At 74.2% G+C, this 25,486-nt stretch carries 22 protein-coding genes; 9 read left to right on the plus strand and 13 right to left on the minus strand.

The genetic code is table 11. From position 1 onward, the window contains the following. Positions 1-8 precede the first annotated feature (8 nt). Entirely contained in the window at positions 9-329 is a 321-nt protein-coding gene (locus DSM112329_RS05800; protein WP_354700866.1) for an STAS domain-containing protein, read from the minus strand. A 286-nt stretch (positions 330-615) separates the two neighbouring features. Then, positions 616-1,677 carry an HtaA domain-containing protein gene (locus DSM112329_RS05805; protein WP_354700867.1) on the minus strand — a complete coding sequence of 354 codons (1,062 nt, stop codon included), beginning with the start codon at positions 1,675-1,677 and terminating at the stop codon, positions 616-618. Positions 1,678-1,786: 109 nt separating this feature from the next. On the opposite strand from DSM112329_RS05805, the gene DSM112329_RS05810 reads away from it, so the two are divergent. The 4 genes from DSM112329_RS05810 (at position 1,787) to DSM112329_RS05825 (ending at position 4,668) form a co-directional block, all read left to right on the plus strand. After that, positions 1,787-2,476, plus strand: coding sequence for a sigma-70 family RNA polymerase sigma factor (locus DSM112329_RS05810; protein ID WP_354700868.1), 690 nt, complete (start codon positions 1,787-1,789; stop codon positions 2,474-2,476). After that, positions 2,473-3,249 (plus strand): anti-sigma factor, encoded by a 777-nt coding sequence (locus DSM112329_RS05815; protein WP_354700869.1) that lies wholly within the window; start codon positions 2,473-2,475, stop codon positions 3,247-3,249. Before DSM112329_RS05810 ends, DSM112329_RS05815 begins: the two co-directional genes overlap by 4 nt. Before the next feature lie 92 nt (positions 3,250-3,341). Next, entirely contained in the window at positions 3,342-3,812 is a 471-nt protein-coding gene (locus DSM112329_RS05820; RefSeq protein WP_354700870.1) for an RDD family protein, read from the plus strand. Positions 3,813-3,882: 70 nt separating this feature from the next. Then, positions 3,883-4,668, plus strand: a complete 786-nt coding sequence (locus DSM112329_RS05825; protein ID WP_354700871.1) for a hypothetical protein — start codon at positions 3,883-3,885, stop codon at positions 4,666-4,668. Positions 4,669-4,699: 31 nt separating this feature from the next. Here DSM112329_RS05825 and DSM112329_RS05830 read toward each other — a convergent pair whose 3' ends face one another. After that, the gene (locus tag DSM112329_RS05830) at positions 4,700-6,196 is read right to left on the minus strand and encodes a GDSL-type esterase/lipase family protein (protein ID WP_354700872.1); all 1,497 of its coding nucleotides are present in this window, start codon (positions 6,194-6,196) and stop codon (positions 4,700-4,702) included. After that, on the minus strand, positions 6,193-8,151 hold the full coding sequence (locus DSM112329_RS05835; RefSeq protein ID WP_354700873.1) for a hypothetical protein: 1,959 nt from the start codon (positions 8,149-8,151) through the stop codon (positions 6,193-6,195). The genes DSM112329_RS05830 and DSM112329_RS05835 overlap by 4 nt, the downstream gene beginning before the upstream one ends. Positions 8,152-8,235: 84 nt before the next feature. Between DSM112329_RS05835 and DSM112329_RS05840 the strand changes: the two genes are divergently transcribed. Then, positions 8,236-8,901 carry a TetR/AcrR family transcriptional regulator gene (locus DSM112329_RS05840; protein WP_354700874.1) on the plus strand — a complete coding sequence of 222 codons (666 nt, stop codon included), beginning with the start codon at positions 8,236-8,238 and terminating at the stop codon, positions 8,899-8,901. Here the strand turns inward: DSM112329_RS05840 and DSM112329_RS05845 are convergent. Together DSM112329_RS05845 and msrB are read right to left on the minus strand one after the other, a co-directional pair. Further along, a complete protein-coding gene (locus DSM112329_RS05845) occupies positions 8,876-10,024 on the minus strand; it encodes an acyl-CoA dehydrogenase family protein (RefSeq protein WP_354700875.1) in 1,149 nt (382 codons plus the stop codon). The two genes, DSM112329_RS05840 and DSM112329_RS05845, sit on opposite strands and share 26 nt — an antisense overlap. Positions 10,025-10,090: 66 nt before the next feature. Beyond that, on the minus strand, positions 10,091-10,489 hold the full coding sequence (gene msrB / locus DSM112329_RS05850) for a peptide-methionine (R)-S-oxide reductase MsrB (RefSeq protein ID WP_354700876.1): 399 nt from the start codon (positions 10,487-10,489) through the stop codon (positions 10,091-10,093). A 110-nt stretch (positions 10,490-10,599) separates the two neighbouring features. Here msrB and DSM112329_RS05855 point away from each other — a divergent pair, with 110 nt between their 5' ends. Beyond that, the gene (locus DSM112329_RS05855; protein ID WP_354700877.1) at positions 10,600-13,053 is read left to right on the plus strand and encodes an NHL repeat-containing protein; all 2,454 of its coding nucleotides are present in this window, start codon (positions 10,600-10,602) and stop codon (positions 13,051-13,053) included. Positions 13,054-13,142: 89 nt separating this feature from the next. Here the strand turns inward: DSM112329_RS05855 and DSM112329_RS05860 are convergent, their stop codons facing one another. Together DSM112329_RS05860 and DSM112329_RS05865 are read right to left on the minus strand one after the other, a co-directional pair. Further along, on the minus strand, positions 13,143-14,567 hold the full coding sequence (locus tag DSM112329_RS05860; RefSeq protein ID WP_354700878.1) for a hypothetical protein: 1,425 nt from the start codon (positions 14,565-14,567) through the stop codon (positions 13,143-13,145). Between the two features lie 123 nt (positions 14,568-14,690). After that, entirely contained in the window at positions 14,691-15,917 is a 1,227-nt protein-coding gene (locus tag DSM112329_RS05865) for a hypothetical protein (protein ID WP_354700879.1), read from the minus strand. A 114-nt stretch (positions 15,918-16,031) separates the two neighbouring features. Here DSM112329_RS05865 and DSM112329_RS05870 point away from each other — a divergent pair, with 114 nt between their 5' ends. Continuing rightward, a complete protein-coding gene (locus DSM112329_RS05870) occupies positions 16,032-17,216 on the plus strand; it encodes a zinc-binding dehydrogenase (protein WP_354700880.1) in 1,185 nt (394 codons plus the stop codon). After that, a complete protein-coding gene (locus DSM112329_RS05875) occupies positions 17,217-18,023 on the plus strand; it encodes an alpha/beta hydrolase (RefSeq protein ID WP_354700881.1) in 807 nt (268 codons plus the stop codon). A gap of 9 nt (positions 18,024-18,032) precedes the next feature. Here DSM112329_RS05875 and DSM112329_RS05880 read toward each other — a convergent pair whose 3' ends face one another. The 4 genes from DSM112329_RS05880 to DSM112329_RS05895 form a co-directional block, all read right to left on the minus strand. Then, entirely contained in the window at positions 18,033-18,383 is a 351-nt protein-coding gene (locus tag DSM112329_RS05880; RefSeq protein ID WP_354700882.1) for a Na-translocating system protein MpsC family protein, read from the minus strand. Positions 18,384-18,559: 176 nt separating this feature from the next. Then, a complete protein-coding gene (locus DSM112329_RS05885) occupies positions 18,560-20,335 on the minus strand; it encodes an N-acetylglutaminylglutamine amidotransferase (protein ID WP_354700883.1) in 1,776 nt (591 codons plus the stop codon). Next, on the minus strand, positions 20,335-21,105 hold the full coding sequence (locus tag DSM112329_RS05890) for a gamma-glutamyl-gamma-aminobutyrate hydrolase family protein (RefSeq protein ID WP_354700884.1): 771 nt from the start codon (positions 21,103-21,105) through the stop codon (positions 20,335-20,337). The genes DSM112329_RS05885 and DSM112329_RS05890 overlap by 1 nt, the downstream gene beginning before the upstream one ends. Further along, a complete protein-coding gene (locus tag DSM112329_RS05895) occupies positions 21,102-22,463 on the minus strand; it encodes a circularly permuted type 2 ATP-grasp protein (protein WP_354700885.1) in 1,362 nt (453 codons plus the stop codon). Before DSM112329_RS05895 ends, DSM112329_RS05890 begins: the two co-directional genes overlap by 4 nt. 132 nt (positions 22,464-22,595) lie before the next feature. Between DSM112329_RS05895 and DSM112329_RS05900 the strand changes: the two genes are divergently transcribed. Beyond that, the gene (locus DSM112329_RS05900) at positions 22,596-23,267 is read left to right on the plus strand and encodes an ATP-binding cassette domain-containing protein (RefSeq protein WP_354700886.1); all 672 of its coding nucleotides are present in this window, start codon (positions 22,596-22,598) and stop codon (positions 23,265-23,267) included. Between the two features lie 13 nt (positions 23,268-23,280). On the opposite strand, the gene DSM112329_RS05905 is transcribed toward DSM112329_RS05900, so the two are convergent. Further along, positions 23,281-25,440 (minus strand): MMPL family transporter, encoded by a 2,160-nt coding sequence (locus DSM112329_RS05905; RefSeq protein WP_354700887.1) that lies wholly within the window; start codon positions 25,438-25,440, stop codon positions 23,281-23,283. Positions 25,441-25,486: the final 46 nt, after the last annotated feature.

Consider the following 25,486-nt stretch of genomic DNA (forward strand, 5'->3'; position numbering starts at 1 on the left):
GTGGCTGGTCACGGGAGGAACGGGAGGGTGGTGGTGAGGCCGGCGAGCTCGAACACCCGCCAGATGCGTGGGTGGCCGTGCAGGATGGTCAGGCGCTGGTCGCTGAGAGCGATGCGCTGGTGCAGCTGGATCAGGGCGTTGACGCCGCTCGAGTCGACGAACGTGAGGCCCCCGAGGTCGACGACGATCTCGGGCACGTCGCTGCGCTCGGCCACGTCCAGGACCTCCTGCAGCTCCGGGAGCGCTGCGAGGTCGAGCTCGCCGTGGACGGCGACGACGAACGCACGCTGTCCCTCGCGCGTCTCGATCCGGAAGCGTGGCGACCGCACGGGGAGCCCGTCGTCGGGACATCGCGTGTCGGCAGGACCGTCCACTTCCACACCCCAGTATCGATTCGAGAGCAGGCGACGCGGTCCGTGGGGTCCACCGCTGAGAGTGGGCCCGGCCCGCGAAGGTCCCGACTGGGCGGCCGCCTCCGGTCAGAAGGCAGCGACACCGACAAACCTACACCTCGTGCCGGGTTCTGGCACGTGGCGCGTCAGAACGCTCCGGATCTGCGGGTCGCGTCCTCGGCGGCGATGGCCGGCCGCCCGCCGGCCATCGCTGCCGGGTGGTTCAGGCGGCAGCCCCGCGGACGGTCGCCGTCCCCAGCAGCAGCCCCGGAGTGAAGGCCGTGGTGCCGAAGGCCTGGTTCAGCGCGCCCGCGGCGGCGGCTGTGAGCTTCGCCTGGACGTTGCCGACCGTCACCGTGCGGCCCGCGATCGCGACCTGCGGAGCCGAGAGGTCGAGGTCGAGGACCTCCACCCGGTCCGCTCCGCCGTTCACCTTGGCGGCGAGCGTCTTCCTGGTCGTGTCGACGAGGAAGTCCGTGAGCGTGATGGTGGTCGCGCCCTTGGTCAGGGTGATGCCGCCGCTGTGGCCGACGGTGCCCGCGAGGCTCGTCGCGTTGACGACGCCGCCGGTGATCGGGAAGGCGAGCGAGCCGTCCGTGTTCGTGGTCGTGCCGGGCGCGAGGCCGGGGGCGACGCCGAGGGAGGTCAGCGCGGCGACAGCGCCCGAGTCCAGGGCGAGGTCCGTCCGGCCGCCGGCGAAGGCGACCTCGGTGGGCTGGGTCCTCACGGTCAGCGTGCCGAGCTTGAGCTTCGGCTTGAACGCCTTGACCCCGAACGCCTTGTTCAGCGCGGCGGCGCCGGCGCTCGTGAGGTGCAGCGCGATGTTCGAGGCGTTCGTCGCGAGCCCGGAGCGGGTGACCTTCGCCTTCCCGACGACCGGGAGGAGCAGCTTCGCGCGCGCACCGCCGTTGACCTTGCTCGTCAGGGTCGACGCCTTCCCGATGATCACGTTGTAGTCGCTCAGCGTGACCTTGACCCGGCCGGCGCTCAGGCTGATGCCCCCGGAGTGGGTGATCAGCCCGGCCGCGCTGGCGGGGTCGATCCGCCCGCCGGTGATCGGGAAGGTGATCCCGGCGGTGCCGGCCTTCGCCTTGCCGGTCGGCGCGACCTTCACGCCGAGGCTCTTGAGCGCCTTCGCCGCCGAGGCGTCCAGCTTGAGCGTGGTCCCGCCCTTCGGAGCGAGCCGCACGGGTGCAGCGGACGCCGGTGCGGCGGCGACCGCGACGGCGACGGCCGCGCCGGTGGCGACGAGGACGCGGCGGGTGTTGGGGATGCTGGGCTTCATGCGGGTGGGACCTCCGATTCGGGGTGGGACTCCGAGGGCATCCGAGACCACGGTGGCGATCGGTTGGGTCGAACGCGCCAGAACCGAACGGCGGTGAGCCACGTACCCCATGGGTGAGATGTCCGCGCCGGAGCTCATGCACGACGTCGGGACGCGCATGGCGGTGAACCCCGGGCGCGCTGCGCCGTCCCGGGACGAGCAGCGCGTGGCGCGCGGGCTGGTGGGCGGCGACCCCGAGGCGCTGCGTGCCCTGCACGAGCGCTTCGCGGGCGTGGTCTTCGGCTACCTGCTGAGCACGCTCGGCAACCGCGCGACCGCCGAGGACGTGTGCCAGCAGGTCTTCACGGAGGTGTGGACGCGCGGGTCGAGCTACGACGCCGAGCGGGCGTCGCTGCTGACCTGGGTCATGACGATCACGCGCTCACGGGCGATCGACGAGCTGCGCCGGCGGCGACCCGAGCCGCACGCCCCGGAGTCCGCGGCCGCGCTCGCCGACGCCGCCGAGCCCGGGTCCGCGTCGGCTGGGGTCCCCGACGACATCGATGGCCTGCTGGCCCGCTGGGAGATGGCCCACCTCCTGGATCGCGTGGACCAGGACGACGCGCTCCTGCTGCGCCTGCGGTTCTACGCCGAGCTCAGCCAGACCGAGATCGCCGACCGCACCGGTCTGCCGCTCGGCACCGTGAAGACCCGCATGGTGCGCGGGCTGGAGCGGATGCGCGACCTGATGGCTGCCGACGAGCCGCGCATCGCCGGTCCCGGCGTGGCTCGGCGCACGTCGCTCGAGGTGGCGTCATGAACCCCGGCGTTCGTCCGGTCGACGTCGTGCTCGGGGGCCTCGACGCCGACCAGGTGGCCCGGGCCGAGCAGCTGATCAGGGAGGACCCGGCCTTCCGCGCCGAGGTCGAGCGGCTGCGCCTGGCGGGCGTGGCCATCGCACGGGCCGGCAGCGTGGGCGACGTGCCCGACCCCCCGGCGCTGCGGATGGACGCCGCACTCGCGGCACGGCCCGCCTGGGACGGCGTGGCCGCCGGTGAGGCCGCGCCGCCCACCGCGGCGGCCCCGCTGCGGCAGCCGCGCGGCGTCCGCGCGTGGGCCACGCGGCCGATCACGCTCCGCCGGGGCGTCGCCGCGCTCGCGTCGGCGGTGCTGCTCACCGCCGGGGCCGGGGGCGCGGTCGTGCTCACGGGCGATCCGGCACCGGGGGACGAGATCGTGGCCGGGCCCGGCGCGGCCCCCGTCGTGCTCCTGCGCGCGTTCGACGGCTTCGCCGGGGCGGGGCGCGTGTCCGTGCGGCTCCCTGCGACCGCCGGGCGTCCCGCGGTCCTCGTCGCCGACGGCCTCGCCCCGAGCCCGTCGGGCCACTACTACGAGCTCTGGCTGATGAGCGACGGCACCCGTCTCGCGTCGCTGGGAAGCTTCCGGGTGGGGGCGGGGGGCCACGTCGAGGTGCGCTTCCCGGTCGGCGTCGACCCGCAGGCCTACCGGTACCTCGACATCTCCCTCGAGGCGGACGACGGCGACCCGGCCCACTCCGCGCGCTCGGTGCTCCGCTCGCGGCCGTTGTCCTAGCCGTCGCCGCCGAGCGAGCCCTGCCGCGCCGGGGCCGGAGGCCAAGCGGCCGCGGGTGGACCGCCCCTCGGAGCCCACGTACCCTTCGCCGCATGCGTGGTCAGAGAGCGAACGTCGAGTCGCCGGCCCTTGCGCTCGCTGCGGCTCCCTGGGGACGGCGCGCGCTCGCGCTCGGGGTGGACGGGCTGCTGTACGCCATCGTCACGGTGCTCGCGTTCGTGGTGACGATCATCGTGCTCGCGAACGGGTCCAGCGACGAGGACGCAGCCGGGACGGGCCTCACCGCGCTGCTGGTGTTCGCGGTGACCTATCCGTGGCTGCTGCTGGGGCTCTGGGGCGGCCGGACCGTCGGCCGGCGGGTCGCGGGGGTCCGCGTGGTCGGTCACGACGGGCGGCCGGTCGGCATCGGCCGGGCGTTCGTGCGCGAGGTGCTGGTCAAGGGCGTCTTCGGCGTGTTGGTCCTGCCGCTGCTCGCCAGCGTCCTGTGGCCGCTGCGCGACCCGCACCAGCGTGCGCTCCACGACCTCGTCGCCGGGACGCGGGTGGTCCGGGACCGGTCCTGAAACGCCGGCCCGCGGACGAAAGGGGGGAACCCCCGATGGCACCGCGGACCCCCGGCGCGAAGCTCGGACCATGTTCTCCACCTCCAGCCCCGTCCGCTCCGCCGCCATCCTGACCGCGCTCGTCGGCGCCGCGCTGCCGGCCGTCGCCGTCCCGGCCGCGTCCGCCGCCACCCGCACGGAGGCGACCTACGCCGTCACGCTCAAGGCGCAGATGACCGAGCGGTGGCAGTACCGCTACGACTCCACCGACGACTGCAAGCTGACCGGCGACATGTGCACCAAGACGATCGTCGGCAGTGGCGCGGCGTCCGCGCAGCTGCGCACGCGCAGCCCCCAGGACGTCTGGGTCCTGCGCGGCAGTGGAGGCCGTCCGCCCGCGCTGAACACCGGGACCGACGGCCTGCAGATCACGGGGTCGACGGTCCGGTCCGGCAGCCTGACGACGACCTACGGCGGACCGTGGCAGGCGGCGAACCGCGACGTGACGCGCCCGACGTCCGGCTGCGGGCGCAGGGACGTCCGGGCCTCGACCGGCCTCGCGTGGGCCGGCCGCTCCGGCCTGCAGACCTCGCTGTCCGTGGGCGAGGGCTCCGGCGCCTGCCCGTCCGGGCCGGGTCCCGCGCCGGACTGGAAGAACGACGAGGCGCCGAGCCTGTCGGCCGTCGTCGCCGCCGTCTCGCCGTCCAAGTTCCTGAAGACCAGGCAGTTCACGATCCGCGGGACGAAGACGTTCACCGCGACCTACCCGACGTCGCAGGGCAGCAGCAAGCTCGGCCGCTACAGCGAGGGCGGCGACCACACGGTCCGCTGGACGTGGGAGGCGACGTTCCGGCTGAAGCCGGGACGCCGCGGCTGAGCGGTCCCGGCCTGTCGTGTGGCGCGCGGCGCTATCCGCGACCGCGGGTCGCCACCCGAGGGTCTGGCGCGGTGAGGCAGCGCGGGACCCGGACGGTCCGCCGGAACGGCGCGTGCCCCGGCGAGGACCGGCCGCGCAGGCGGACGGTCAACGTCTGCGGCCGCCCGCCGGGGAGGCGGACGAGGACCGCGGTCGGCCCTGCCCGGCGGACGCGCGCCGACCGTCCGCCGATGGCCGCGGTGACCGAGCGCGCTCGCGACGGGACGCGCAGCCGGACGACCCGCGCAGTGCAGGTGGGCGCCACCGGCGCCAGGACGGCAAGGTCGACGGCCTCGCCGAGCCGGCGGTAGCCCGCGGGGTTCAGGTGGATCCCGTCGGGGTCGTCGTAGCGCGGGTCACGACGGCCGTCGGCGGTGCTCACCGCGCGCTCGAAGTCGACGTGGTGCTCGAACGTGCCGCTTGTCCGGATCCAGTCGTTCAGTCGCAGCCGGTCGGCCTTCGCAGCGGCGGTGTAGTGCAGGTCATCCCGCACGTTGAGCGTGGCGGCGATCACGTCGAGGCCGCGGCCCCGGGCGCGGTCCGCCAGGCCGCGCAGGGCGCCGCGGAGCTGCGCGAACGTGCAGCCGTTGGCCAGGTCGTTCGTCCCGGCGAATAGGAACACGGTCCGGACGCCGGAGACGTCCAGGACATCGCGATCGAACCGGTCGACCCCGTCCGGGCCGTCGGCGCCGAGGCCCACACCGCAGTCGACGCTGTTGCCGGAGAGCCCGGCGTTGACCACGGACCTGTCGATGCCCGCTGCCTGCAGCCGCGCCGCCAAGACGTCGGTCCAGCGGTCGTGCCCGTCGAAGGTGCTGCCCAGGCCGTCCGACAGCGAGTCGCCGAGGACGACCACCGCGCCCGCGTCGGCCGCGCTCAGGACGTCGACGCGATCGACGACCACGACCGACGTGACCCCGGCGGTGAAGGCCGCGCCGGAGTCGTCCGCGGTGGCGTTCCCGTACCCGCTGCGGGTGAGGTAGTTGGTGCGGAACGCCTGGGCGTGCACGCTCGGGGTGAGGGCAGGCCCGGGCAGGTACACGCTGACCGCGACGTCCTGGCCGGCGGCGATCGGCAGGTCGGCGCCGTCGCTCACGACCGTCGCGCCGGGCGCGACGGTCACCCCGGGCCGGCCCCCGAAGAGCAGGCTGCGGGAGGACCCGGGACGCGTCGCAGCGCCCGTGCCGCCGATCGCAGCCGTGACCGCGCCGATCCGCAGGGGCGACGCGCTGCCGACGTTGCTCAGCCGGACGCGGACCGCCGTCCCGCCCGATGTCGTCCGCGCGAGCATCCGCAGCGTGCGGTCGCTCCCCGGGGCCGCGAGCAGGAAGTCGGCATCGGTGTTGTAGGTCTGCGGGAAGGCCGCAGCGGTGGGCGCTGCCCAGGTTGTCACCCAGTGCGGCGCGGCGGCCGCCGCCCCGGGCGCGGATGTCGCCGCCGCGACAACGACCCACAGCACCAGCGCGCGCCGCAGGCTCCGGATCTTCATCGCGGCAGCCGGACCGTCGCGCGGCCCCGGTCGAAGGTGTCGCCCGCGGTGGCCACCACTGCCCGAACCCCACGCTTCACTGCGCGCGGCAGGCGGACTGTCGCGACCCCGGCAGCGTTCGTCCGGGTGCGCCGCCCGGCGAGGAGGACCCGGGCGCCCCGGACGGGGCGGCTGTCCCCCAGGATCGTCGCCCGCACGGTGACGCGCACCCGCAGCGTGCCGGTCCGGCGCGCGCCGACCTCCAGGCGGGACGGCCGGACGAAGCTCTCCGGGCACGCAGCGGCAGCGGCGAGGCGCGTGACGCGCCGTCCACCGAACGCCGTGTCGACCGTGCCGGACAAGGTGGTCGGGGGCTCGGTCACCGGCGGAGCCGGTATCCGCTGGGAGAACGCGACGGCGACACGGTGATGGCCGGCCGGCCGGCCGCCCGCGTCGGTGGCGGTGACGTCGGCCGCGTAGCGGATGCCCAAGCGGGCGGCGCTGCCCGTCACGTCCTCGGTCCCGTCGAGGAAGGTCACCCCGTCGTCGCTGTAGCGCGAGTACGTGACACGCCCGACGATCGCTGCCACGTTCCCGCCGCGGACGATCGTCGCCGTCCCGCCGCGCGGTCCGTCGACCGTGGTGATGCCCGGCAGGCCGAACGCGCCGCGGTAGGCCTGCGGCGCCGGTGCCCACGCGCCCACGACCGTTTTCACCGTCGCCGCCGGAGCGCTCGGACGCCGGTCGAGGCGCGCGACGAGCAGCCGGTTCGGCGCCGTGCCCTTCTGCCGGACGTACGAATTGGACCCGGCCGGAACGGGCCTGAGCTGCCGCTCCTGCACGAGCACGCGCGTGCTGTCCGGGCTCCAGAAGGCGACGCCCGCGAGGTTGTTGCCCACGATGTCGTCCCCGCCACGGTAGGGCGCGAGGGGCTGGCCCGCCAGGGTGCCGCCGGCGTCGCCGGACCCGGCCAGCAGCCACGGCTGCAGGTCGCACGCGAACCCGGCCTTGCTCGAGACGTAGTGGATCGCCACCGCCGCGCCGAGCGGGTAGGTCAGGAACGGCCGCGTCGGGAAGATCCCGAACGGCGTCAGGCGGTCCATGCCGCGCCACGACGCCGCGATCAGCGCGCGGCCGTCGGGCGACTGCGCGCCGTCCTCGTCCCAGTCGGCGTCGGCTGTGAGCCGGGTCGTCCGGCCGGTGGCGAGGTCGAGCTTGAACATGTCCGCGTTCCCGCCCTCGCGCTCGCCGACGATGATCGCCGCCGCGCCCCCGTCCGCGAACGACTTCAGCTCGAACAGCTGGCTGCCGTTGGCCCAGCGCTCGGCGCTGCGATCCAGCAGCGACGTGGCAGGGGTCGGGTTGACCACCCGGGGGTCGGTGACGACGTAGCGGTCCGCAGCCCGGCGCAGACCGGCGACGAGCATCACCAGCTGGTCGGGCCGCGTGTTCGTGTATCCCAGGTGCTCGCCGTCGGGTGCGAGGTGATAGGTCCGGCGGCCGAGCCCGGGGTTGCCGCTGAGCGTGCTGTCGTCCGCCGACAGGTCGACCGGGAGGTAGGCGTGCTCCGCGCAGTCCACCAGCGACGGCCGGCACTCCAGGACGGAGGCGACGTCGCCGAGCTCGTTCGCGAGGAACATGCGGCGGTTGTCGGGGAAGACGTAGCTGAAAGCGCCGATGATGCCCGGGCGGTCGTCGAAGCCGCACGTCACGCAGCGCAGGTTTCGCCCGTCCGCCGTGGCCATCCACTCGCGCCCGCCGTTGTAGTCGTGGAAGAGGATGTGCCTGCCGTCGGGTGACCAGGTCGGTGCCCACGGCATCACGCCGGCCGGGGTCGCGATCCGCTCGTGGGCGATCGGCTCGAACGGCGGCGGCGCCGCCTGCCCGGTGGCCGGCCACGCGGCGGCAAGCGCCAGTGCGGCGCCCGCCACCGTCAGCGCCTGCCGGCGCATCGCACTCCCCGTCGACCCGAACACGCGCTGACCCCTCCGTCGTCCCGACCACCTCCGTGGCGATCACTTGCCTTGAAGGTAAACCATACTTGGCGGTATAGTCAAACCATGAGCACGGGCGAGGCCGATGTGACCGATGGGCGCCGCCGTCGCCGAGTCACCGACGAGCAGATCCTCGACGCGGCGGTCGCGGAGTTCGCCGCCCGTGGGCACGCCGGCGCCAGCATGGCTGCGGTGGCGGCCAGAGCCGGGACCACCAAGCCGACCCTGTACGCGAACTTCGGCTCGAAGGACGGGCTCTACGTGGCGGCCGTCGCGGCCGAGACCGAACGCCTGCGGGCGGCCCTGCTGAGCACCTACGCAGGCACGGAGGGTGACCCGGTCCGCGCGCAGTTGCACGCCGGGACGCTCGCGATCTTCGGCTACGCCGCCGCGCGCCCGGACGGCTTCGAGCTGCTCTTCGGCGCCGCCCCCGGGCTCCCGACCGGGTCACCCGTGACGCGTGACGCCTACGAGGACGTCGTCGCGGCGATCGCAGGGATGGTGCGCGGCCGACTGGCCGACGGGGACGACGGCGACCCGCGCCACGCGCGCTTCGTGGCGGCGATGCTCGTCGGGCTGCTGCATGCGGCCGCTCGGACGGCGGTCACGGACGGGCTCGACCACGAGGCGGCCGCGGCCGTCGCGCAGTCGCTCGTGCTGGACGGCCTGAGTGGCCTCGACGCCTCTCCGCTCGGTGACCCCGTGCTCAGGCGCCGAGGGCGCGCGCGATGACCATCTGCTGGACCTCGTCGGTCCCCTCGCCGATCGTGAGGATCTTCGCGTCGCGGTACATGCGGCACACCGGGTACTCCTCGATGTAGCCGTAGCCGCCGTGGATCTGCACGGCCTCCTCGGCGGCGCGCACCGCGAGGCGGCCGGTCTTCAGCTTCGCCTGCGCGGCGGTGAGGGTGAAGTTGCGGCCCTCGTCCTTCTCCCAGGCTGCCTTGTAGGTCAGCAGCCGGGCGGCCTCGATCTCGGTTGCCATGTCCGCGAGCTTGCTCTGGATCGCCTGGAACTTGGAGATCGACTGGCCGAACGCCTGGCGCTCCTTCGCGTACTTCAGCGCCTCGTCCAGCGCGCCCTGGGCGAGGCCGACGCCCATCGCGGCCACGCCGATGCGGCCGATGTCCAGGATGTGGAGGAACTGCTTGAAGCCGGCACCGCGCGGGCCGAGGAGGTTCTCCTCGGGGACCTGGCACTCGGTGAAGCTCAGCGGCCGCGTGTCGGACGCGTTCCAGCCCATCTTGCGGTACGCGGTCCCGATCTCGTAGCCGTCGGTGCCGTTCTCCACGATCAGGTTGGAGACCTCCTTGTTCCCGCGCTCGTCGGTCCCCGTCACGGCGGTGATCGCGACGTGGCCGGAGATGTCGGTCCCGGCGTTGGTGATGAACTGCTTCGCGCCGTCGATGGTCCACGTCCCGCCGTCGAGCGTCGCGCGCGTCTTGACGTTGCCCGCGTCCGACCCGGCCTCGGGCTCGGTCAGCCCGAACGCCCCGAGCTTGCGGCCGGCGCAGAGGTCGGGCATGAGCCGCTGCTTCTGGTCCTCGCTGCCGAACAGGTAGACCGGCTGCGTGCCGAGCGAGGTATGGGCGCAGAGGGTGATCGCGACGCTCGAATCGATCCGGGTGAGCTCCTCCACCGCGATCGCGTACTGCAAGGAGGTGCCGCCGGCGCCGCCGACCTCCTCGGGGAACGGGATCCCCATCCAGCCGAGCTCGCCCATCTTGGCGACGATCTCGTACGGGAACGACTTCGTCTGGTCCAGGTGCTCGGCGACCGGGGCTACCTCGCTGCGCGCGAAGTCGCGAACGGACTCCTGGAGCGCCTTGGCCTCATCGGGAAGGTCGAAGAACATGCGGGCCAGCATAACCGAATGACCGTTCAAAGTTCCGAACGGTCATTCGAAGAAGGCGCGGCGGCGTTAGGCGGTCCGGTCGAGGTCCAGCGCCGCGCTGTTGATGCAATAGCGCTGTCCGCCGCGGTCGCGCGGACCGTCGGGGAACACGTGGCCGAGGTGGCCGTCGCAGCTCGCGCAGCGGACCTCGGTGCGGCGCAGGATGATGCCCTCGCGGCGCAGCGCGACGCTGTCGCCTGCGGCCGGGGCGACGAAGCTCGGCCAGCCCGTTCCGGAGTCGAACTTGTCCCCGGACGTGAACAGCTCCGCGTGGCAGCCGGCGCAGCGGTACACACCGGGGTCCTTGCAGTCGTCGTAGGTCCCGGTGAACGGACGCTCGGTCCCGGCCCGGCGCAGCACGCGGTACTGCTCGGGGGTCAGGCGCTCGCGCCACTCGGCGTCGGTGCTCGGCAGGTCGGATCCCATGCCCCCATGGTGGCAGCGTCGCGCACGCGGCCGAGTCGTTTGACGCAACGGCGCGCTCATCGGGCCACGTACCGGTGCATCACGGCGCCACCACCTGTAGAAAGCCGGGCGTGAGCGTCCCCCGCCTGCGTCCCCGTGCCGACCGCCGTAGGCAGGCGTGGTCCTGGGTGTGCGCGACCATCGGGACCGCGGTGGCGGCAGGCGCGCTCGCAGCGCCGGCACGCAGCGCCGCCGACTGCCCGGGGACCGGCGCGGACCCGACGTGCCCGTGGACGGCCGCGACGACCGTCGGCAGCCGCGCCGACGGGACCTTCCGCTTCCCGCAGGCAGTGGCCGCCGACGCCGCCGGCAACGTCTACGTCGGGGACCACTACACCGGCGTCATCCAGGTCTTCACCGCGGAGGGCACGCTGCTGCGCCAGTTCGGTCGCAACGGCACGGGGGACGGCGAGCTCGGCCAGATCGGCGGCATCGCCGTCGACCCGGCGTCAGGCGACGTCTACGTCGTCGACTCCGAGACGGACCGCATCATGCAGTTCGCCGCGGGTGGGACGTTCCGCCGCAGCGTCGGCGGGCGCGGGACGACCGCCGGGACGTTCGACTTCCCGAGCGGGCCGGACGCGGCCTCGCCGGCCGGGGGTGGGATCGCCATCGCGAACGGGGCGGTCTACGTGGCGGACTCCGGCAACGACCGCATCCAGCGGCTGTCGATCACCGCGGCCGCCGGGGGCGTCGACGCAAGCACCGCCGTCGTCCTGCCGATCGTCGGCCTGCTGGTGCCCATGGGGCTCGCCGTCACCCCGGCCGGCGTCTACGTGGCGGACGACGACAACCACCGCCTCATCCTGGCCGACGAGGCCACCGGCGTCGTGAAGGCGGCTACGGCACCGGGTGCCCTCGACTTCCCCTACGGCGTGGCGGTCGACCCCGCCGGCAACGCCTACGTCGCCAACAACAACACCACCAGCGCGAACAACCGCGTGGCGGTCTTCGGGCCGCCGGCGGGCGACGGGACGTTCGGTCCCCCCACGGTGCCGACGACCGGGTGGGGCTCGTTCGGCACCGCGGTCGGCCGCTTCAGCTTCCCGCGCGACATCGCCATCAACCCGGCCAACGGCCAGATCCTCGTGGCGGACACCGCGAACAACCGGATCCAGGCGTTCGACGGCGTCGGCACGCCCGTCGCCCAGTGGGGCGCGTCGGGCCGGGCGCCGGGGCAGTTCACCTCGCCGCAGCGGATGTCCGTGTCGCCGTTCGGGGACCTGCTCGTCGCCGACACGTACGCCTACCGCGCGCAGGTCCTCGGCCTCGACGGCACGTTCGGCCTGGCGACGCGGACGACGATGGTGACGCCGGGCGGCGTCACCGACGACCATCTCCTGGGCGCGGCCGACGCGGCGTACGCGCCGGACGGGACGATCGTCGTGCTCGACACCCGCTCGCCGCGGATCGTGCGCTACGACACGGACGGTCGTCAGGTGGCCGCGTACCCGACGCCGGTGCGCACCACCGCGGCCAGCGTCCGGGGCGGCATCGCCGTCGACGCCGCCGGCAACATCTGGATCAGCGACCCGATCGGCGATCGCCTGCTGCAGTTCGACGCGGGCGGGAGCCAGATCGCGGCCACGGGCTCGTCCGGCAGCGCCCCGGGGCAGTTCGACGACCCGGAGGGCGTGCGGATCGACCCCGAGGGCAACGTCTGGGTGGCGGACGCGGGGAACAACCGCGTGCAGAAGCTCTCCGCGACCGGACAGCCGCTGCTGTCGCTGACCTACCCGGGAACCAGCCCGCCCGACGCGGCGGCGTCGATCGCCCTCGACGGGCAGGGCCACGTCTTCGCCGCGTCGGCCACGCGGCATCGCGTCGTGCAGATGAACGCGACCACGGGCGCGCAGGTCGCGCGCTTCGGCACGCGCGGGACGGCGGCCGGAGAGTTCCTGCGGCCGCTCGGCGTCGCCGTGCAGTGCGACGGGACGCTGGTCGTCGCCGACACGGACAACAACCGCCTGCAGCGCTTCACGCTCGCCGCCGCCCCGGCCAACGCCTGCCGCGAGCGGCCCGCGTCGCCCGTGCCCCCGGACCCGACCGTCCCGACGACGCCGACCGTCCCCGCGACCCCGACGACGCCGGCCCCGCCCGTGACGACCACCCCGACCACGCCGACGACCCCCACCGTGCCGCCGGCGAGCCCGAAGCCGGCGCCGCGGCCGGCCAAGATCGCGCTCCGGATCGGGGCCGCCACCACGAAGACGCTGACGCGCCGCACCATCCGTCTCACGGTCGGCTGCAACGTGCGGTGCGCCCTGACGGTGCGCGGCACGCTGAAGGCGTCGCTCGGCGGGCCGGCCGTGCGCCTCGGCGGCGTCCCGACGACCGCGCTGACGGTGCAGGGCGGCCGCGCGCGGACCGTGACGTTCACCGTGCCGCGCGCGGCGGCGGCCACCCTCGCGCGGCGGCTGACCCGCCGCGGACGCAAGGGCCTGGTCCTCGCGGTGACGGTGCGCGCAACGCGCACCGGGGCGAAGGCGTCGACGCGCAACCAGACGTTCCGGCTCGTGGCCTGAGGGCCGGCCGGGGGCACGCTCGTCGCACCCGGCAGGCGCCTCGAGCGCCTGCACCTACGACGGCCGTGCGCTGCGGGACCGGCGTCGGCTCACCCGCCGTCGGCCGGGACTGCAGACACGGCGGGACGATCGGGGAGCGGGATCGGGTTGCCGAGGGACACCGGCAGCTGCGCCGCCAGCTCCGGCGCCTTGACCCGGACGCGCCAGACGCGGCCGCCGTACTGCGTCCCCAGCAGGAAGAAGTCGTCCAGCGCGACCTCCTTCGTGCTCGTGCCCTGCAGGTTCATGAACCGTGGGTAGGTCAGCCGGCTCGACGTGAAGAAGTCGCAGCCGTCGAAGTCCGGCCCGGACAACTCGACCGGCGCCGACCACCGCACGCCGTCGGGCGACACACGCAGGCGGGTGGCGCTGCGCTCCTCCAGCCGTCCGCTCGCCGCGCGGCAGTCCTGGCCGGCGACCGGTCCCTGGTCGATCGCGACGAAGCCACGCCGCCCGGCCACACGGGCCACCGTCATCACCGTCGACCCCGAGGGGAACAGCTCGGTCGACGCGGCCGCGGGACTGCGCCGGGGCAGCGCCTCCGGGCGGGTCCCCGGTCCGCGCTGCTCCCGGGGCAGCGAGTCGATCCACTCGCCCCGCGACTGCACCCACGTCTTCCAGCCGCGGCCCCGCTGCCCCACCGGTGCGCGGGCCACGCGGAAGCCCTCGCGGACGCCGCCCGGCTCGAGTCCGGAGTCGTAGTAGAACATGTAGAGGTACCCGTCCCCGCCCGTGACGATCGACGGATGGCGGACGCCGTGGCTGAGCCGGAACAGGCCGCCGACGGCCGAGTAGCCCCCGATCGGCCAGACCGCCGGCCCCTGGTCCACCGGCATCGTCAGCCCCCAGTTGCTCGCGGCGTCGACCGGCGCGACGGCGGTGCCGACGAACGTCGAGTAGCCCGCGTCGCAATCGCGGTAGATGCCGGCCGCGTCCGGTCCGCTGAGGCACTTGCCCCGGGGCGGGGCCTCCGCGTCGACCCCGCGGTAGATCGAGTTCGGGTACGTCAGCCCGCTGCGGCGCACGTTCTTGTTCTCGCCGTGGGTCGCGGCGACGAGCGTCGCGGTCCCGCCGACGGCCGGCGTCTGGTCGGCCGAGAAGATGCCGAAGTAGCTGCGCCGGTGGGCGCGGCCGGACGGCATCCGGCCCGGGGGCGACGCGAGGTAGTCGGCGGCGCCCTGCGGCACGCTCCGCCCGGGGGCCTGGCAGTCGACGGGCCGACCGCTGACCGGGGTCATGTCGCCGGGGACGTCGCAGCGGGCGCTGCGCTCGGTCGTCAGGTAGTACGACAGGCGCAGTCCGCCCGGGACGATCTCGGGCGGGATCTCCGTGAAGATGCCGGGCGGCAGGCTGATGGAGACCGGCTCGACGGCGCCCGTGGTCGCCGCGGGGACGGTCGCTGGGAGCGCAGCCGCGAGCAGGCCGGCGGCGAGCGCGCCGAGGGCGAGGCGCCGGACCGGCGACCGAGACGTCATCCCGACGGGCTACCCAGCCGCGGGTCATCGGAAGCCCGCCCCGCACGCCGATGAACGTCCTTTTCCCCGTAGCCGGCTGCGGGGAAAAGGACGTTGATCCGCTGAGGGCGGGTGCCGGGGCGATCAGGGGGTCGTCGGCAGGATGATCGGCTCGGACACGGGGTCCGGGTCTGCGATCGGGTCCGGGTCGGTGACCGGGGTGGTGGGGGTCGGCGTCGGGTCGACCGGGTCGGGCGCCGGGGTGGTGTCGACCGGGATCGGGTCGGGGTCGATCGGGACAGGGGTCGGGGTGACCGGGTCGGGGGTCGGGTCGACCGGGACAGGTGTCGGGGTGATCGGGTCGGGTGTCGGGTCGACGGGGACGGGTGTCGGGGTGATCGGGTCCGGTGTCGGGTCGACGGGGACAGGGGTGGGGTCGACGGGGACGGGTGTCGGGGTGATCGGGTCGGGTGTCGGGTCGACGGGCACGGGGGTGGGGTCGACGGGGACGGGTGTCGGGGTGATCGGGTCGGGTGTCGGGTCGACGGGCACGGGGGTGGGGTCGACGGGGACGGGTGTCGGGGTGATCGGGTCGGGTGTCGGGTCGACGGGGACGGGTGTCGGGGTGATCGGGTCCGGTGTCGGGTCGACGGGGACAGGGGTCGGGTCGACGGGGACGGGGGTGGGGTCGACGGGGACGGGTGTCGGGGTGACCGGGTCCGGTGTCGGATCGACCGGGACGGGCGTCGGGTCCACCGGCACCGGGGTCGGGTCGACCGGCACCGGGGTCGGGTCGACAGGCACCGGCGTGGGAACGACCGGGACCGGAGTCGGGTCGACAGGGACCGGCGTGGGATCCACCGGGACGGGGACCGGCGTCGGGTCGACGGGGACCGGGGTCGGGTCCACCGGGACCGGAGCGGGGGCGGCCGGTACGGGCGCCGGCGCGGCCGGGGTGGGAGCGGCGGCGGCCGGGGGCGTGGCCGCGGGGGTGGTGTCCTTGGGTGGCGCCGTCGCCTTCGGCGTCGTCTTGGCGTCGCTCGACGGCATGCCGCCCTTCGGGAACGCGATGACCACCCGGTCGGCGCCGGATCCGTAGACGTGCCACGGGCGTCCGCCGTGGTCCTCGAGCGCGAACACCTGCCCGTCGCGCACGTTCTTCGAGGTGTTGACGAACATGCCCTCGCGCGAGCCCGACGTGATCCTGGAGTACGCGTGGCCCTTGACCGGCTCGAGCTTCTCCGACGCGTCGGCCAGCTTGCTCTTGAACGAGGACCCGCCGTCGCCACCCTTGGCGGTCGCGCGCAGCTTCGCGTCGGGCGCGGTCGTCGTCGGCTGCGCCTGGCGCCTGATCCGGCTCAGCTCGTCCATGTCCCCCGTAGTCGCCCGGGCTGGCCGTTTCCTGAGCGACCGATCTGCCCCGCCCCGTGCGGCGGCGTGAGAGAGTCCCGGCGTGCCCGAGCTCCCCGTCCCCCGCCGTCCCCGATGAGGGCCGTCGTCTGCACCGACGCCGTCCTCGAGGTCGTCGAGCAGCCCGACCCGACGCCCGGCCGCGGCCAGGTGCGCCTCGAGGTGTCGCGCTGCGGCATCTGCGGGTCCGACCTCCACGCGCGCCACGGCATCGACGAATGGGCCGATATGACGGCGCGCGTGGGCTACCACCGCTTCGGCCGGTCGCACGAGCCGCTGGTCTTCGGCCACGAGCTGTGCGGCACCGTCGCCGGCCACGGCCCGGGGTGCGACGCGAAGGTGCCCGAGGGCACGCCCGTCGTCGCTCTCCCGCTCCTGCGGAGCCCTGAGGGGGTCGACACTCTCGGCCTCTCGGTCCACGCCCCCGGCGCCTACGCCGAGCAGGTCCTGGTCCAGGAGTCGCTGATGCTCCCGGTCCCCAACGGCCTGCCGGTCGACGTCGCCGCGCTCACCGAGCCGATGGCCGTCGCCTGGCACGCGGTCCGTCGCGGAGATGTCGGCAAGCGCGACGTCGCCATCGTCATCGGCTGCGGCCCGGTCGGCCTCGGCGTGATCCTGATGCTGAAGGCGCAGGGCGTGCGCAGCGTCGTCGCCAGCGACTACTCGGCGGACCGGCGCGCGCTTGCGACCGCGTGCGGGGCGGACGTCGTCGTCGACCCGGCCGCCGCGTCGCCCTACACCGCCGTCAGGCGCAAGGGCCACGTGGACGACGTGCCGTCGCTGCTCGAGCTCGCGGTCTCCACGCGGGAGAAGCTCGGCCGGCTCCCGGTCGGCTGGTGGCACGCGTGGCGGCTGATCGACCGGCTCGGCATCGAGCCGGCTCGCCCGGTGATCTTCGAGTGCGTCGGCATGCCCGGCGTCATCGACAGCATCATCGACGGCGCGCCGCTGTTCTCCCGGGTCGTGGTCGTCGGCGTCTGCGTCGGCAAGGACACGATCACGCCCGCGATGGCGATCAACAAGGAGATCGACCTGCGCTTCGTGATCGGCTACTCGCCGCTCGAGTTCCGCGACACGCTGCACATGCTGGCCGACGGCAAGGTCGACCCGCGTCCGCTCATCACGGGCACGGTCGGCCTCGACGGGGTCGACGCGGCCTTCGCGGCGCTCGGCGGGAAGGACGGGTCGATCGTCCACGCGAAGATCCTCATCGACCCGCGCAGCACCCAGGGGCTCGGCGCCCCCGGGCCGGCCGCCTGAGTGCAGCGACCGGCAGGACGCTTCACGGCCGCGCATCGCGGCGGCGCGGGCGAGCCGCTGCTCTGCCTGCACGGCTTCATGGACACCTGGCGGACGTGGGAGCTCGTGCTTCCGCGGCTGGAGCGCCGGCACGACGTGCTCGCCCCGACGCTGCCCGGCCACGCGGGCGGGTCGCCGCTCCCGCCCGACGTCGACGACGACGCGATCGTCGACATGCTCGAGCGGACCCTCGACGAGGCCGGCTGGGCGACCGCGCACATCGCGGGCAACTCGCTCGGCGGCTACCTGGCGCTGCGGCTCGCCGCTCGCGGGCGCGCTCGATCGGTCGTCGCGTTCGCGCCCGCCGGGGGCTGGGCCGTCGGCGACCCGGCCTTCGCTGCCGTGCTGCGCATGCAGGCCGATCTGCACACCCAGACCCGAGCCGCGGCGGCGCAGGCGGTGCTGTCGGCGGGGACGCCCACCGGTCGCCGCGCCGCCACCCGGCTGCTCACGGTCCGGTACGAGCACCTGCCGGAGGACCTCGTCGCCCACCTCACCCTGGGCGTGGCCGCGTGCGACGCCCTCCCCCTGATCGAGGCGGCGCTGCGGACCGGCTACTCGCTCGACGCCGCCGCGGTGGCGTGTCCCGTCCGGGTCGTCTGGGGGACGGACGACGTGCTGCTGCCCTGGCCGTCGACCGCGGTCCGGTTCCGCGAGGACTGGCTCCCGCACGCCGACTGGGTGGAGCTCGACGGCGTCGGTCACGCGCCCCAGCTCGACGTGCCGCTCGAGGCCGCCGAGCTGATCCTCGGCCTCACCGCTGCGTGAGGCCGCCCGTCAGTCGGCGGCGACCGGCTCCAGGACGAAGCTCTCGATCGCGATGTCCGGGTCCAGGTGGTTCGCGCTCATGAAGGCCGCGACCTTGCGGCCGGTGATCCGCTCGACGCCGCTGACGAGCTCCTCGCGCATCGCCTGCTGATACGCCCAGCGCATCGCCAGGACGACCTCGGTCTTGCCGGCCTCCGCCAGCGAGCGCTCGCCCTTGTTGAGGATGTCCTGCAGGACCGTGGTGACCAGGTCGCCCTGGATGTAGGTCCGCGCGCGGGTGGGGCCACGGCCCGTCCATTCGCGCGTGGTGGTGACGACGTGGTCGCTGATGAGCGCGACCACGCTCGGTTGTTCTGACACTGCGGGACCTCGAACTGCCGACTCGGGGAAACGGGTCACCTCGCGCGAGCCGGACGGCGTGCTCGCGAGGGTGACCGCGTTCGAGGCGAAGTCCCGTCGCGATCGGACGGTCCTACGGAAGGCTCGCGGTACCGCGAGAAGCTACCAGCGCCGCCGTCCGTCCGCTCGACGACGCGTCATACATGGCGCTGCAGCCACAGCTCCAGGAGTCCGATCTGCCAGAGCGACGCGCCGTCGAGGTTCGTCCGGTGCCCGTTCGGGTCGGCGAACATCCGGTCGACCTCCGCGCCGTCGAACAGCCCGCGGGCCCGCGCCGCCGGGGCGTGGAGCGCGTCGCGGATCAGGTCGAGCACGGGCGCCTCCAGGTGCGACAGCGCGGGAACCGGGAAGTAGCCCTTCTCGCGGTCGATGACGGCGTCGGGGACGATCCCCCGTGCGGCGGCCTTCAGGACGCCCTTGCCGCCGGCGTCGAGCTTCAGCCCGGGCGGGCAGCGCGCCGCGAGCTCCACGAGCTCGTGGTCCAGGAACGGGGTCCGGGCCTCCAGCCCGTGGGCCATCGTCATGTTGTCCACGCGCTTGACGGGGTCGTCGACGAGCATCACCTCGGCGTCCGAGCGCAGGGCGCGGTCGATCGCGGTGCTCGCGCCCGCCCGCCGGAAGTCGCCGCGGACGTACGCCCGGGTGGGGTCGCCGTCCACGCGCAGGGGCGGCTGCACCAGCCGGCGAATCTGCGCGTCGTCGCGATCGAAGAACTCCGCGGCGTACTCGTCGGCGCCGTCGCCTTCCACGTCCAGCAGCGGCGGATACCAGTAGTAGCCGCCGAAGACCTCGTCGGCGCCCTGCCCGGACTGCACCACCTTGCGGGACGCGGCCACCTCCCGGGAGAGCAGCCAGAAGGCGACCGCGTCGTGGGAGACCATCGGCTCGCTCATCGCGTCGATCGCGTGCGGCAGGCCCTCGAGGAGCTCGTCGACCCCGAGCCGGAACTGCTGGTGGTCGGTGTCGAACTCCCGTGCGACGAGGTCGGAGAACGCGAACTCGTCCCCGTCGCGATCGCCGACGCGGTCGAACCCGATCGAGAACGTCGCGAGGCCGCGCTGGCCCTCCTCAGCGAGCAGGCCCACGATCAGCGACGAGTCCAGCCCGCCGGAGAGCAGGATGCCGACGGGGACGTCGGCGACCATGCGGCGGCGCACGGCGACGCGGGTCGCGTCCTGCACGGCGTCGCGCCAGTCCTCCGCCGACCAGTCCGCGCGCGCGTCGTCGCGCGTGAACGGCGGGTCCCACCAGCGGCGCTCGGTCCGGCGGCCGTCCGCCTCGACGTGCATCACCGTCGCCGGCGGCAGCTTGCGCACCCCGTTCAGGATCGTGCGCGGGGCGGGGACGATCGCGTGCAGCGAGAGGTAGTGGTGCAGCGCGACCGGGTCGACGCTCGTGTCCAGGCCGCCGCCGGCGACGAGCGCCGGCAGGGTGGAGCCGAAGCGCAGGCCGCCATCCGGCAGCGGCGCGAGGTAGAGCGGCTTGACCCCGAGGCGGTCGCGGACGAGCGTCACGCGGCCGCTCGCGTGGTCCACGAGGGCGAAGGCGAACATGCCGAGCAGCCGCTCGAGCAGACCCTCGCCCCACTGCGCCCAGCCGCGCAGCAGCACCTCGGTGTCGCTGACGGAGTCGAACGCGTGGCCGAGCGAGCGGAGCTCCTCCCGCAGCTCGTGGTGGTTGTAGATGCAGCCGTTGAAGACGATCGTCAGCCCCAGCGCGTCGTCGGTCATCGGCTGCGCGCCGCGCTCGGACAGGTCGATGACCTTCAGCCGGCGGTGGGCCAGGCCGACGTTCGCCCGGGTCCAGACACCGTCGCCGTCGGGGCCGCGCGGCGCGAGGCGGGCGGACATGCGCGTGAGCACGTCGCGGTCGACTGCGGCCCGTGGCCGCAGCTCGCCGGCGAAGCCGCACATCAGGCGGCGGGGACGGCCGCGGCAGCGGTCGCCGCCTCGACGAGCGCCGCGAACAGGTGCGCGTGCTCGGGTAGGTGGACCAGCGTCTCCGCGTGCCACTGCACGCCGAGCACGAAGCCGGCCCCGTCGCCCTCGATCGCCTCGATCGTCCCGTCCGGCGCCCAGGCGGTCGCGCGCAGGCCGTCCGCGATCCGGTCGACGGCCTGGTGGTGGAAGGAGTTGACCGGCACCTGGTCGGAGTCGCCCAGCAGCTCGCGCACCCGCGACCCGGGCTCGGTGCGGACCGTGTGGGACGGCGAGGTGCCCGGCTCGTGCTGGCGGTGGTCGAGGTCGGTGGAGACCTCGGGGAGGTGCTGGTGCAGCGTCCCGCCGAACGCGACGTTCAGCACCTGCGCACCGCGGCAGATCGCCAGCACGGGGACGCCCCGCTCGACGGCCTGGCGGACGATGGTCATCTCGAACTCGTCGAGCGCCGGCTCGACCGGGCCGAGCTCGTGGTGGCGCTCGGCGCCGTAGGCCGGCGGATCGATGTCGGGCCCGCCCGAGAGGCAGAGCCCGTCCAGCCGCTCGAGCACCCGCGGCGCGAGGTCGTGGCCGATCGGCGGCAGCACCACGGGGATCCCGCCGGCCGCCTCGATGGCGCGCAGGTACGGCATGCCGAGCGCCATCTCGGGGTGGGGCGGGTCGGCCGCCTTCGTCATCGAGATCGCGGCCTCGTCGCGCCGCATCTCCGAGCTGGTGACGCCGATCAGGGGCGGCCGAGCCGTCACCGCAGGATCCACGTGTCCTTCGCGCCGCCCTCCTGCGAGGAGTTGACGATCATCGACCCCTCGCGCAGCGCCACCCGGGTGAGGCCGCCGGCGACGACCCGCGCGGACTCCCCGGCGAGCATCACGAACGGCCGCAGGTCGACGTGCCGCGGCTGGGCGACGCCGTCGATCACGGTCGGATGCGTCGAGAGCGGCACGAGCTCCTGCGCCACGAACGCGTCGGGCGCGGCGTGCAGCTGCTCGCGCACGGCATCCAGGCCGGCGCGGTCGAGGGCCGCGCAGATGGTGACGCCGATGCCGCCGAAGCCGCCGCGGGGCTTGACGACGAGCTCCGCGAGGCGGTCGTCGGCCTCGGCCAGGCCGGCGTCCGTCCCGAGGTCGAGGCCGCGGACCGACGGCAGCAGCGGCTCCTCGCCCAGGTAGTAGCGCACGAGCCGCTCGACGTAGACGTGGGTGAGCTTGTCGTCGGCCACGCCGGTCCCGAACGCGTTGACCAGACCGAGCGTCCCGGCCTGCAGCGCCGGCGACAGGAAGCGGCCGACAGACGTCGTCGACAGGTCCTCGTCGGTGCGGCGGTAGACCACGTTCACCGGGTGCTCGCCGCCGATCGTCCACAGCTGGTCAGCGCGGATCTGCAGCTCGTTCGGGGTCACGAGCGGGACGCCGAGCGCCACCGCCAGGCGCCGATGCTCGTAGTAGGCGCTGTTGCGCGGGCCGTCGGTCAGGACGACGGCCTCGGTCGGCCGCGCCGGGTCGGGCCGCGCGGCGTCGAGGGTGGCCCGCAGCATCCCCGGGACGTCGCCGAGCGTCCGGACGTGGTCCAGCTCCTCGGGCTCGAGCGCGTGCTGCAGCGCCTCGCGGGCGGCCAGGGCGTACGCGAGGCCGCTCGGCGTGCGGCAGTTGTCCTCGAGCACGAGGAACCGGCCGGAGGCGTCGCGGATCAGGTCGAGCCCGGCGATGCCGATCCAGTTCTGCCCGCTGCCCCGGGGGCCGAGCGCCGCCGCTCCCGGGTCGAGGTTCGCGCACGACTCGATGACGCGGGCCGGGATGACGCCGTCGGCGACGGCGCTGCGGGTGCCGTGCACGTCCCGGACGAAGGCGTCGAGGGCGAGAGCCCGCTGCTTGAGCCCGCGCTCGACGTCGGCCCAGGTGGCGGCGTCGATGACCCGTGGGTACGGATCGATGACGAACCGCGAGTCCGGGCCGGTACCCGCGAACGAGACGCCACGCTGGCGGGCGTGGTCCATGACCGCGGTCTGCAGCGTCGGCAGACGGGCGTCCAGATCGGTGGGGAGGCCGCCGTGGGCGGCGGATTCGTCGAAGGTCTCGGCGTCGAGCAGGCTGGTGGTGTCGCTCACCGGGCAGGCACCGCGATCGGGCAGGTGGAACAGGCCATGGCGAACGTATGTCCGCGAGGCCTGAGCCCGTAACCCCCGCCGTACGCCCGGCGACACAGCAGGGAAACGGGGGCGGCGGGCGAAGAGGTCCTGATGAGCTGGGGCTTCGAGCTGATCGACGTCGAGAAGCGCTACGGCAGCGTCAGGGCCCTCGACGGGTTCGACCTGGGCGCGCGGATGGGGTCGATCACTGCGCTCGTCGGTCCGGCGGGCTGCGGCAAGACGACGGTGTTCCGCCTGCTCGCGGGGCTCGAGCGTCCCGACGTCGGCGCGGTGCTGGTGGCCGGCAAGGACATCGGGAACGCGCGGGGCGGACGGCTGAAGAAGATCCAGAGCCGCATGGCCGTGGTGTTCGACGCCGCCGCCGACGGCAGCCACGCGTTGTTCGGCACCGCCACGGTGCTCGAGAACGTCGAGTTCCCGATGCGGGCGGTCGGCCGCGTCCCGCGCCGGCGGCTCGAGCTCGTCGCGCGCACCGAGCTCGACCGCTTCGGCCTCGGGGCGCTGTCGGACGAGCTGCCGGGGGCGCTCAGCCGGTCGCAGCGCAAGTCGCTGGCGCTGGCGCGGGCGTTCGCGATGAAGGCGCCGCTGGTGCTGGTGGACGACCTTGCCGCCGGCCTCGACGGTCCCGGGCTCCACGACGTCTGCCGCCTGATCCGCGAGGAGTGCACGGCCATCGGCGCGACCTGGTTCGTGACCGAGCGCAGCGCCGTGGTCGCCGAGGCGGTCGCGGACGAGGTGCAGGAGCTCGTCCCCTTCGTCTGACGCCGCCGCCGCGTCAGGCCGTGTCGGGGACGGCGGCGTCCGCGCTCGGACCCTCGCGCAGGCCGAAGCGACGCTGGAACCGCGCGAGCGGCGCGGGCGCCCACCAGTTGCGCTCCCCCAGCAGGCGCATCAGCGACGGCACCAGCAACGCGCGGACGATCGTCGCGTCGAGCAGCACCCCGACCGCCATCCCGATCGCGATCTGCTTCATGAAGAACACCGGGCTGACGGCGAAGGCGAGGAAGACGACGGCGATCATCACCGCCGCCGCCGAGATGATCCGGCCCGTCTTGCCGATCCCGCCTGCGACCGCGTCCTCGTTGGAGTCCCCGGCGTCACGCTGCTCCTTGATGCGCGAGATCACCAGCACCGCGTAGTCGGTCGACAGCGCGAAGGTGACCGCGAACAGGAAGACGAGGCTCGTCACCTCGATCGAGTCCGGGCCTGAGTCGCCGAGCAGCCACTTGAGCCATCCGTGCTGGAACGCGAGCACCATCACGCCGAGGGTGGCGCAGAGCGTCAGCGCGTTCATCAGGAGGGTCTTGACCGGCAGGATCACCGAGCCCGTCAGGAGGAACAGCAGCAGCAGGGTCCCGCCCGCGACGATCGCGACCACGAGCGGTGCGTGGCTGACCAGGCTCGCCTTCTGGTCGATGAAGCGCGCGGTGTTGCCGGCGACGAGGACCTCCGTCCCCGGGGGGCCGGGGAGCGCCCGCACGGCTCTGATCGTGTCCTGTGACGCGCTGTCGAGGGCCGGTCCGGCCAGGGCGACGTTGGTGACCGCGACGTCGCCCGCCTGCGCGAACGGCGTGGCGCGCACCACCCCGGGAAGGCTCTTGACGCGGGCGCCGAGCGCGGCGAGGGCGTCCGGGGTGGTCCCCCCGCGGACGACGATCGTCGCGGCCTCGGTCACGTCACGCGGGTAGTGCTGCTGCACGTACCGGCTGGGCTCGTAGGACGGCTGGCCGGGCGGGACGGCCTCGGCGGACGGCCCGGTGAGGACCGTCGTCGCCAGCGGCGCCGCGGCCGCCAGCAGCAGCCCGGCGCTGGCGAGCCCGACGACCACCGGCCGCCGCATGACCGCGCGGGCGACGCGGTACCAGCGGTCCGACTGCGAGGCGACGCTCGGCCCGCGGCGGACCGCGAGCGCGTTGATCCGGTGCCCGAGCAGGGCGAGCAGCGACGGGACGACCAGCACCGAGATCACGGCCGACAGGACGCCGACCGCGGCACCGGCGGCGCCGACCGAGTACAGGAAGCGCTGCGGCATCACGATCAGCGCCGCCATCGCCGCCGCGACCGTGAAGCCGGAGAAGAGAGCGGTGCGGCCGGCGCTGGTCACGGTCCGGCGGTGGGCCTCGCGGGTGGGGCCGTCGCGCTCGAGCTCCTCCCGGTAGCGGGACACCATCAGCAGCGCGTAGTCGACGGCCAGCCCCAGGCTCAGCGCGGTGGCGATGTTCAGCGCGAAGAGGGACGTGTCCACGAGCGACGACATGATCCGCAGCACAAGGAACGTCCCGAGGATCGACAGGACGCCGATGAGCAGCGGCACGGCCGCCGCGACGACACCGCGGAACACCAGCAGCAGGAGCAGCGTCAGCGCCGGGAAGGCGATCAGCTCGGCGTTCGTGAGGTCCTTGCGGGTCTGGTCGTTGACGTCGTTGAACCCGGGCGCGAACCCGCCCATCCGCACGTCGAGGATCGGCGATCGCACCCTGCTCTCCGCGCGCTCGGCGATCTTGCCGCCCTCGTCCTCGATGTCCTGCGTCGTGAGGTGGGCCGTGAGGACCAGCGACCGGCCGTCGGCGGCCCGCAGCCCGCCGGCCGCGGGATCGGTGAGCGGGTTGTCGACCTTTCCGACACCCGGCACCGACGCGATCTGGCGGGCGATGCGGCCGACCTCGGCGGCGATGGTCGGCTGCCCGGAGGAGAGCGGGCCGCCGCCCTTGGGGCGCACCAGGAAGACGATGCCGGGGCTCGCGTCGTACCCGAGCCGGTCGTGCAGCGCCCGGCTCGCGACCTCGCTCTCCGAGGCGCTGTCGGTGAAGCCCGCGGCCTTCAGGTGGTGCTCGACGTCGTGACCCACGGCACCTGCGCCGATCGCGCAGATCGCGACCACGAGCAGCACGAGCTTCGGGTGCCGCCAGGTCAGCGTGGCTACACGATCGAGCATGGCCGGGACGGTACCACCGTGAGTTCCCATTGGGAACTGACTAACC

Origin of the sequence: Paraconexibacter sp. AEG42_29 (assembly GCF_040581415.1) — a bacterium.
GTDB lineage: Bacteria > Actinomycetota > Thermoleophilia > Solirubrobacterales > Solirubrobacteraceae > Paraconexibacter.

What these genes read in the sequence shown, in the direction of transcription:
- DSM112329_RS05805 (WP_354700867.1), bottom strand. Translation starts at nt 1,677, where the DNA reads ATGAAGCCCAGCATCCCCAACACCCGCCGCGTCCTCGTCGCCACCGGC.
- DSM112329_RS05810 (WP_354700868.1), top strand. Translation starts at nt 1,787, where the DNA reads ATGGGTGAGATGTCCGCGCCGGAGCTCATGCACGACGTCGGGACGCGC.
- DSM112329_RS05815 (WP_354700869.1), top strand. Translation starts at nt 2,473, where the DNA reads ATGAACCCCGGCGTTCGTCCGGTCGACGTCGTGCTCGGGGGCCTCGAC.
- DSM112329_RS05820 (WP_354700870.1), top strand. Translation starts at nt 3,342, where the DNA reads ATGCGTGGTCAGAGAGCGAACGTCGAGTCGCCGGCCCTTGCGCTCGCT.
- DSM112329_RS05825 (WP_354700871.1), top strand. Translation starts at nt 3,883, where the DNA reads ATGTTCTCCACCTCCAGCCCCGTCCGCTCCGCCGCCATCCTGACCGCG.
- DSM112329_RS05830 (WP_354700872.1), bottom strand. Translation starts at nt 6,196, where the DNA reads ATGAAGATCCGGAGCCTGCGGCGCGCGCTGGTGCTGTGGGTCGTTGTC.
- DSM112329_RS05840 (WP_354700874.1), top strand. Translation starts at nt 8,236, where the DNA reads ATGAGCACGGGCGAGGCCGATGTGACCGATGGGCGCCGCCGTCGCCGA.
- DSM112329_RS05845 (WP_354700875.1), bottom strand. Translation starts at nt 10,024, where the DNA reads ATGTTCTTCGACCTTCCCGATGAGGCCAAGGCGCTCCAGGAGTCCGTT.
- msrB (WP_354700876.1), bottom strand. Translation starts at nt 10,489, where the DNA reads ATGGGATCCGACCTGCCGAGCACCGACGCCGAGTGGCGCGAGCGCCTG.
- DSM112329_RS05860 (WP_354700878.1), bottom strand. Translation starts at nt 14,567, where the DNA reads ATGACGTCTCGGTCGCCGGTCCGGCGCCTCGCCCTCGGCGCGCTCGCC.
- DSM112329_RS05865 (WP_354700879.1), bottom strand. Translation starts at nt 15,917, where the DNA reads ATGGACGAGCTGAGCCGGATCAGGCGCCAGGCGCAGCCGACGACGACC.
- DSM112329_RS05870 (WP_354700880.1), top strand. Translation starts at nt 16,032, where the DNA reads ATGAGGGCCGTCGTCTGCACCGACGCCGTCCTCGAGGTCGTCGAGCAG.
- DSM112329_RS05885 (WP_354700883.1), bottom strand. Translation starts at nt 20,335, where the DNA reads ATGTGCGGCTTCGCCGGCGAGCTGCGGCCACGGGCCGCAGTCGACCGC.
- DSM112329_RS05900 (WP_354700886.1), top strand. Translation starts at nt 22,596, where the DNA reads ATGAGCTGGGGCTTCGAGCTGATCGACGTCGAGAAGCGCTACGGCAGC.
- DSM112329_RS05905 (WP_354700887.1), bottom strand. Translation starts at nt 25,440, where the DNA reads ATGCTCGATCGTGTAGCCACGCTGACCTGGCGGCACCCGAAGCTCGTG.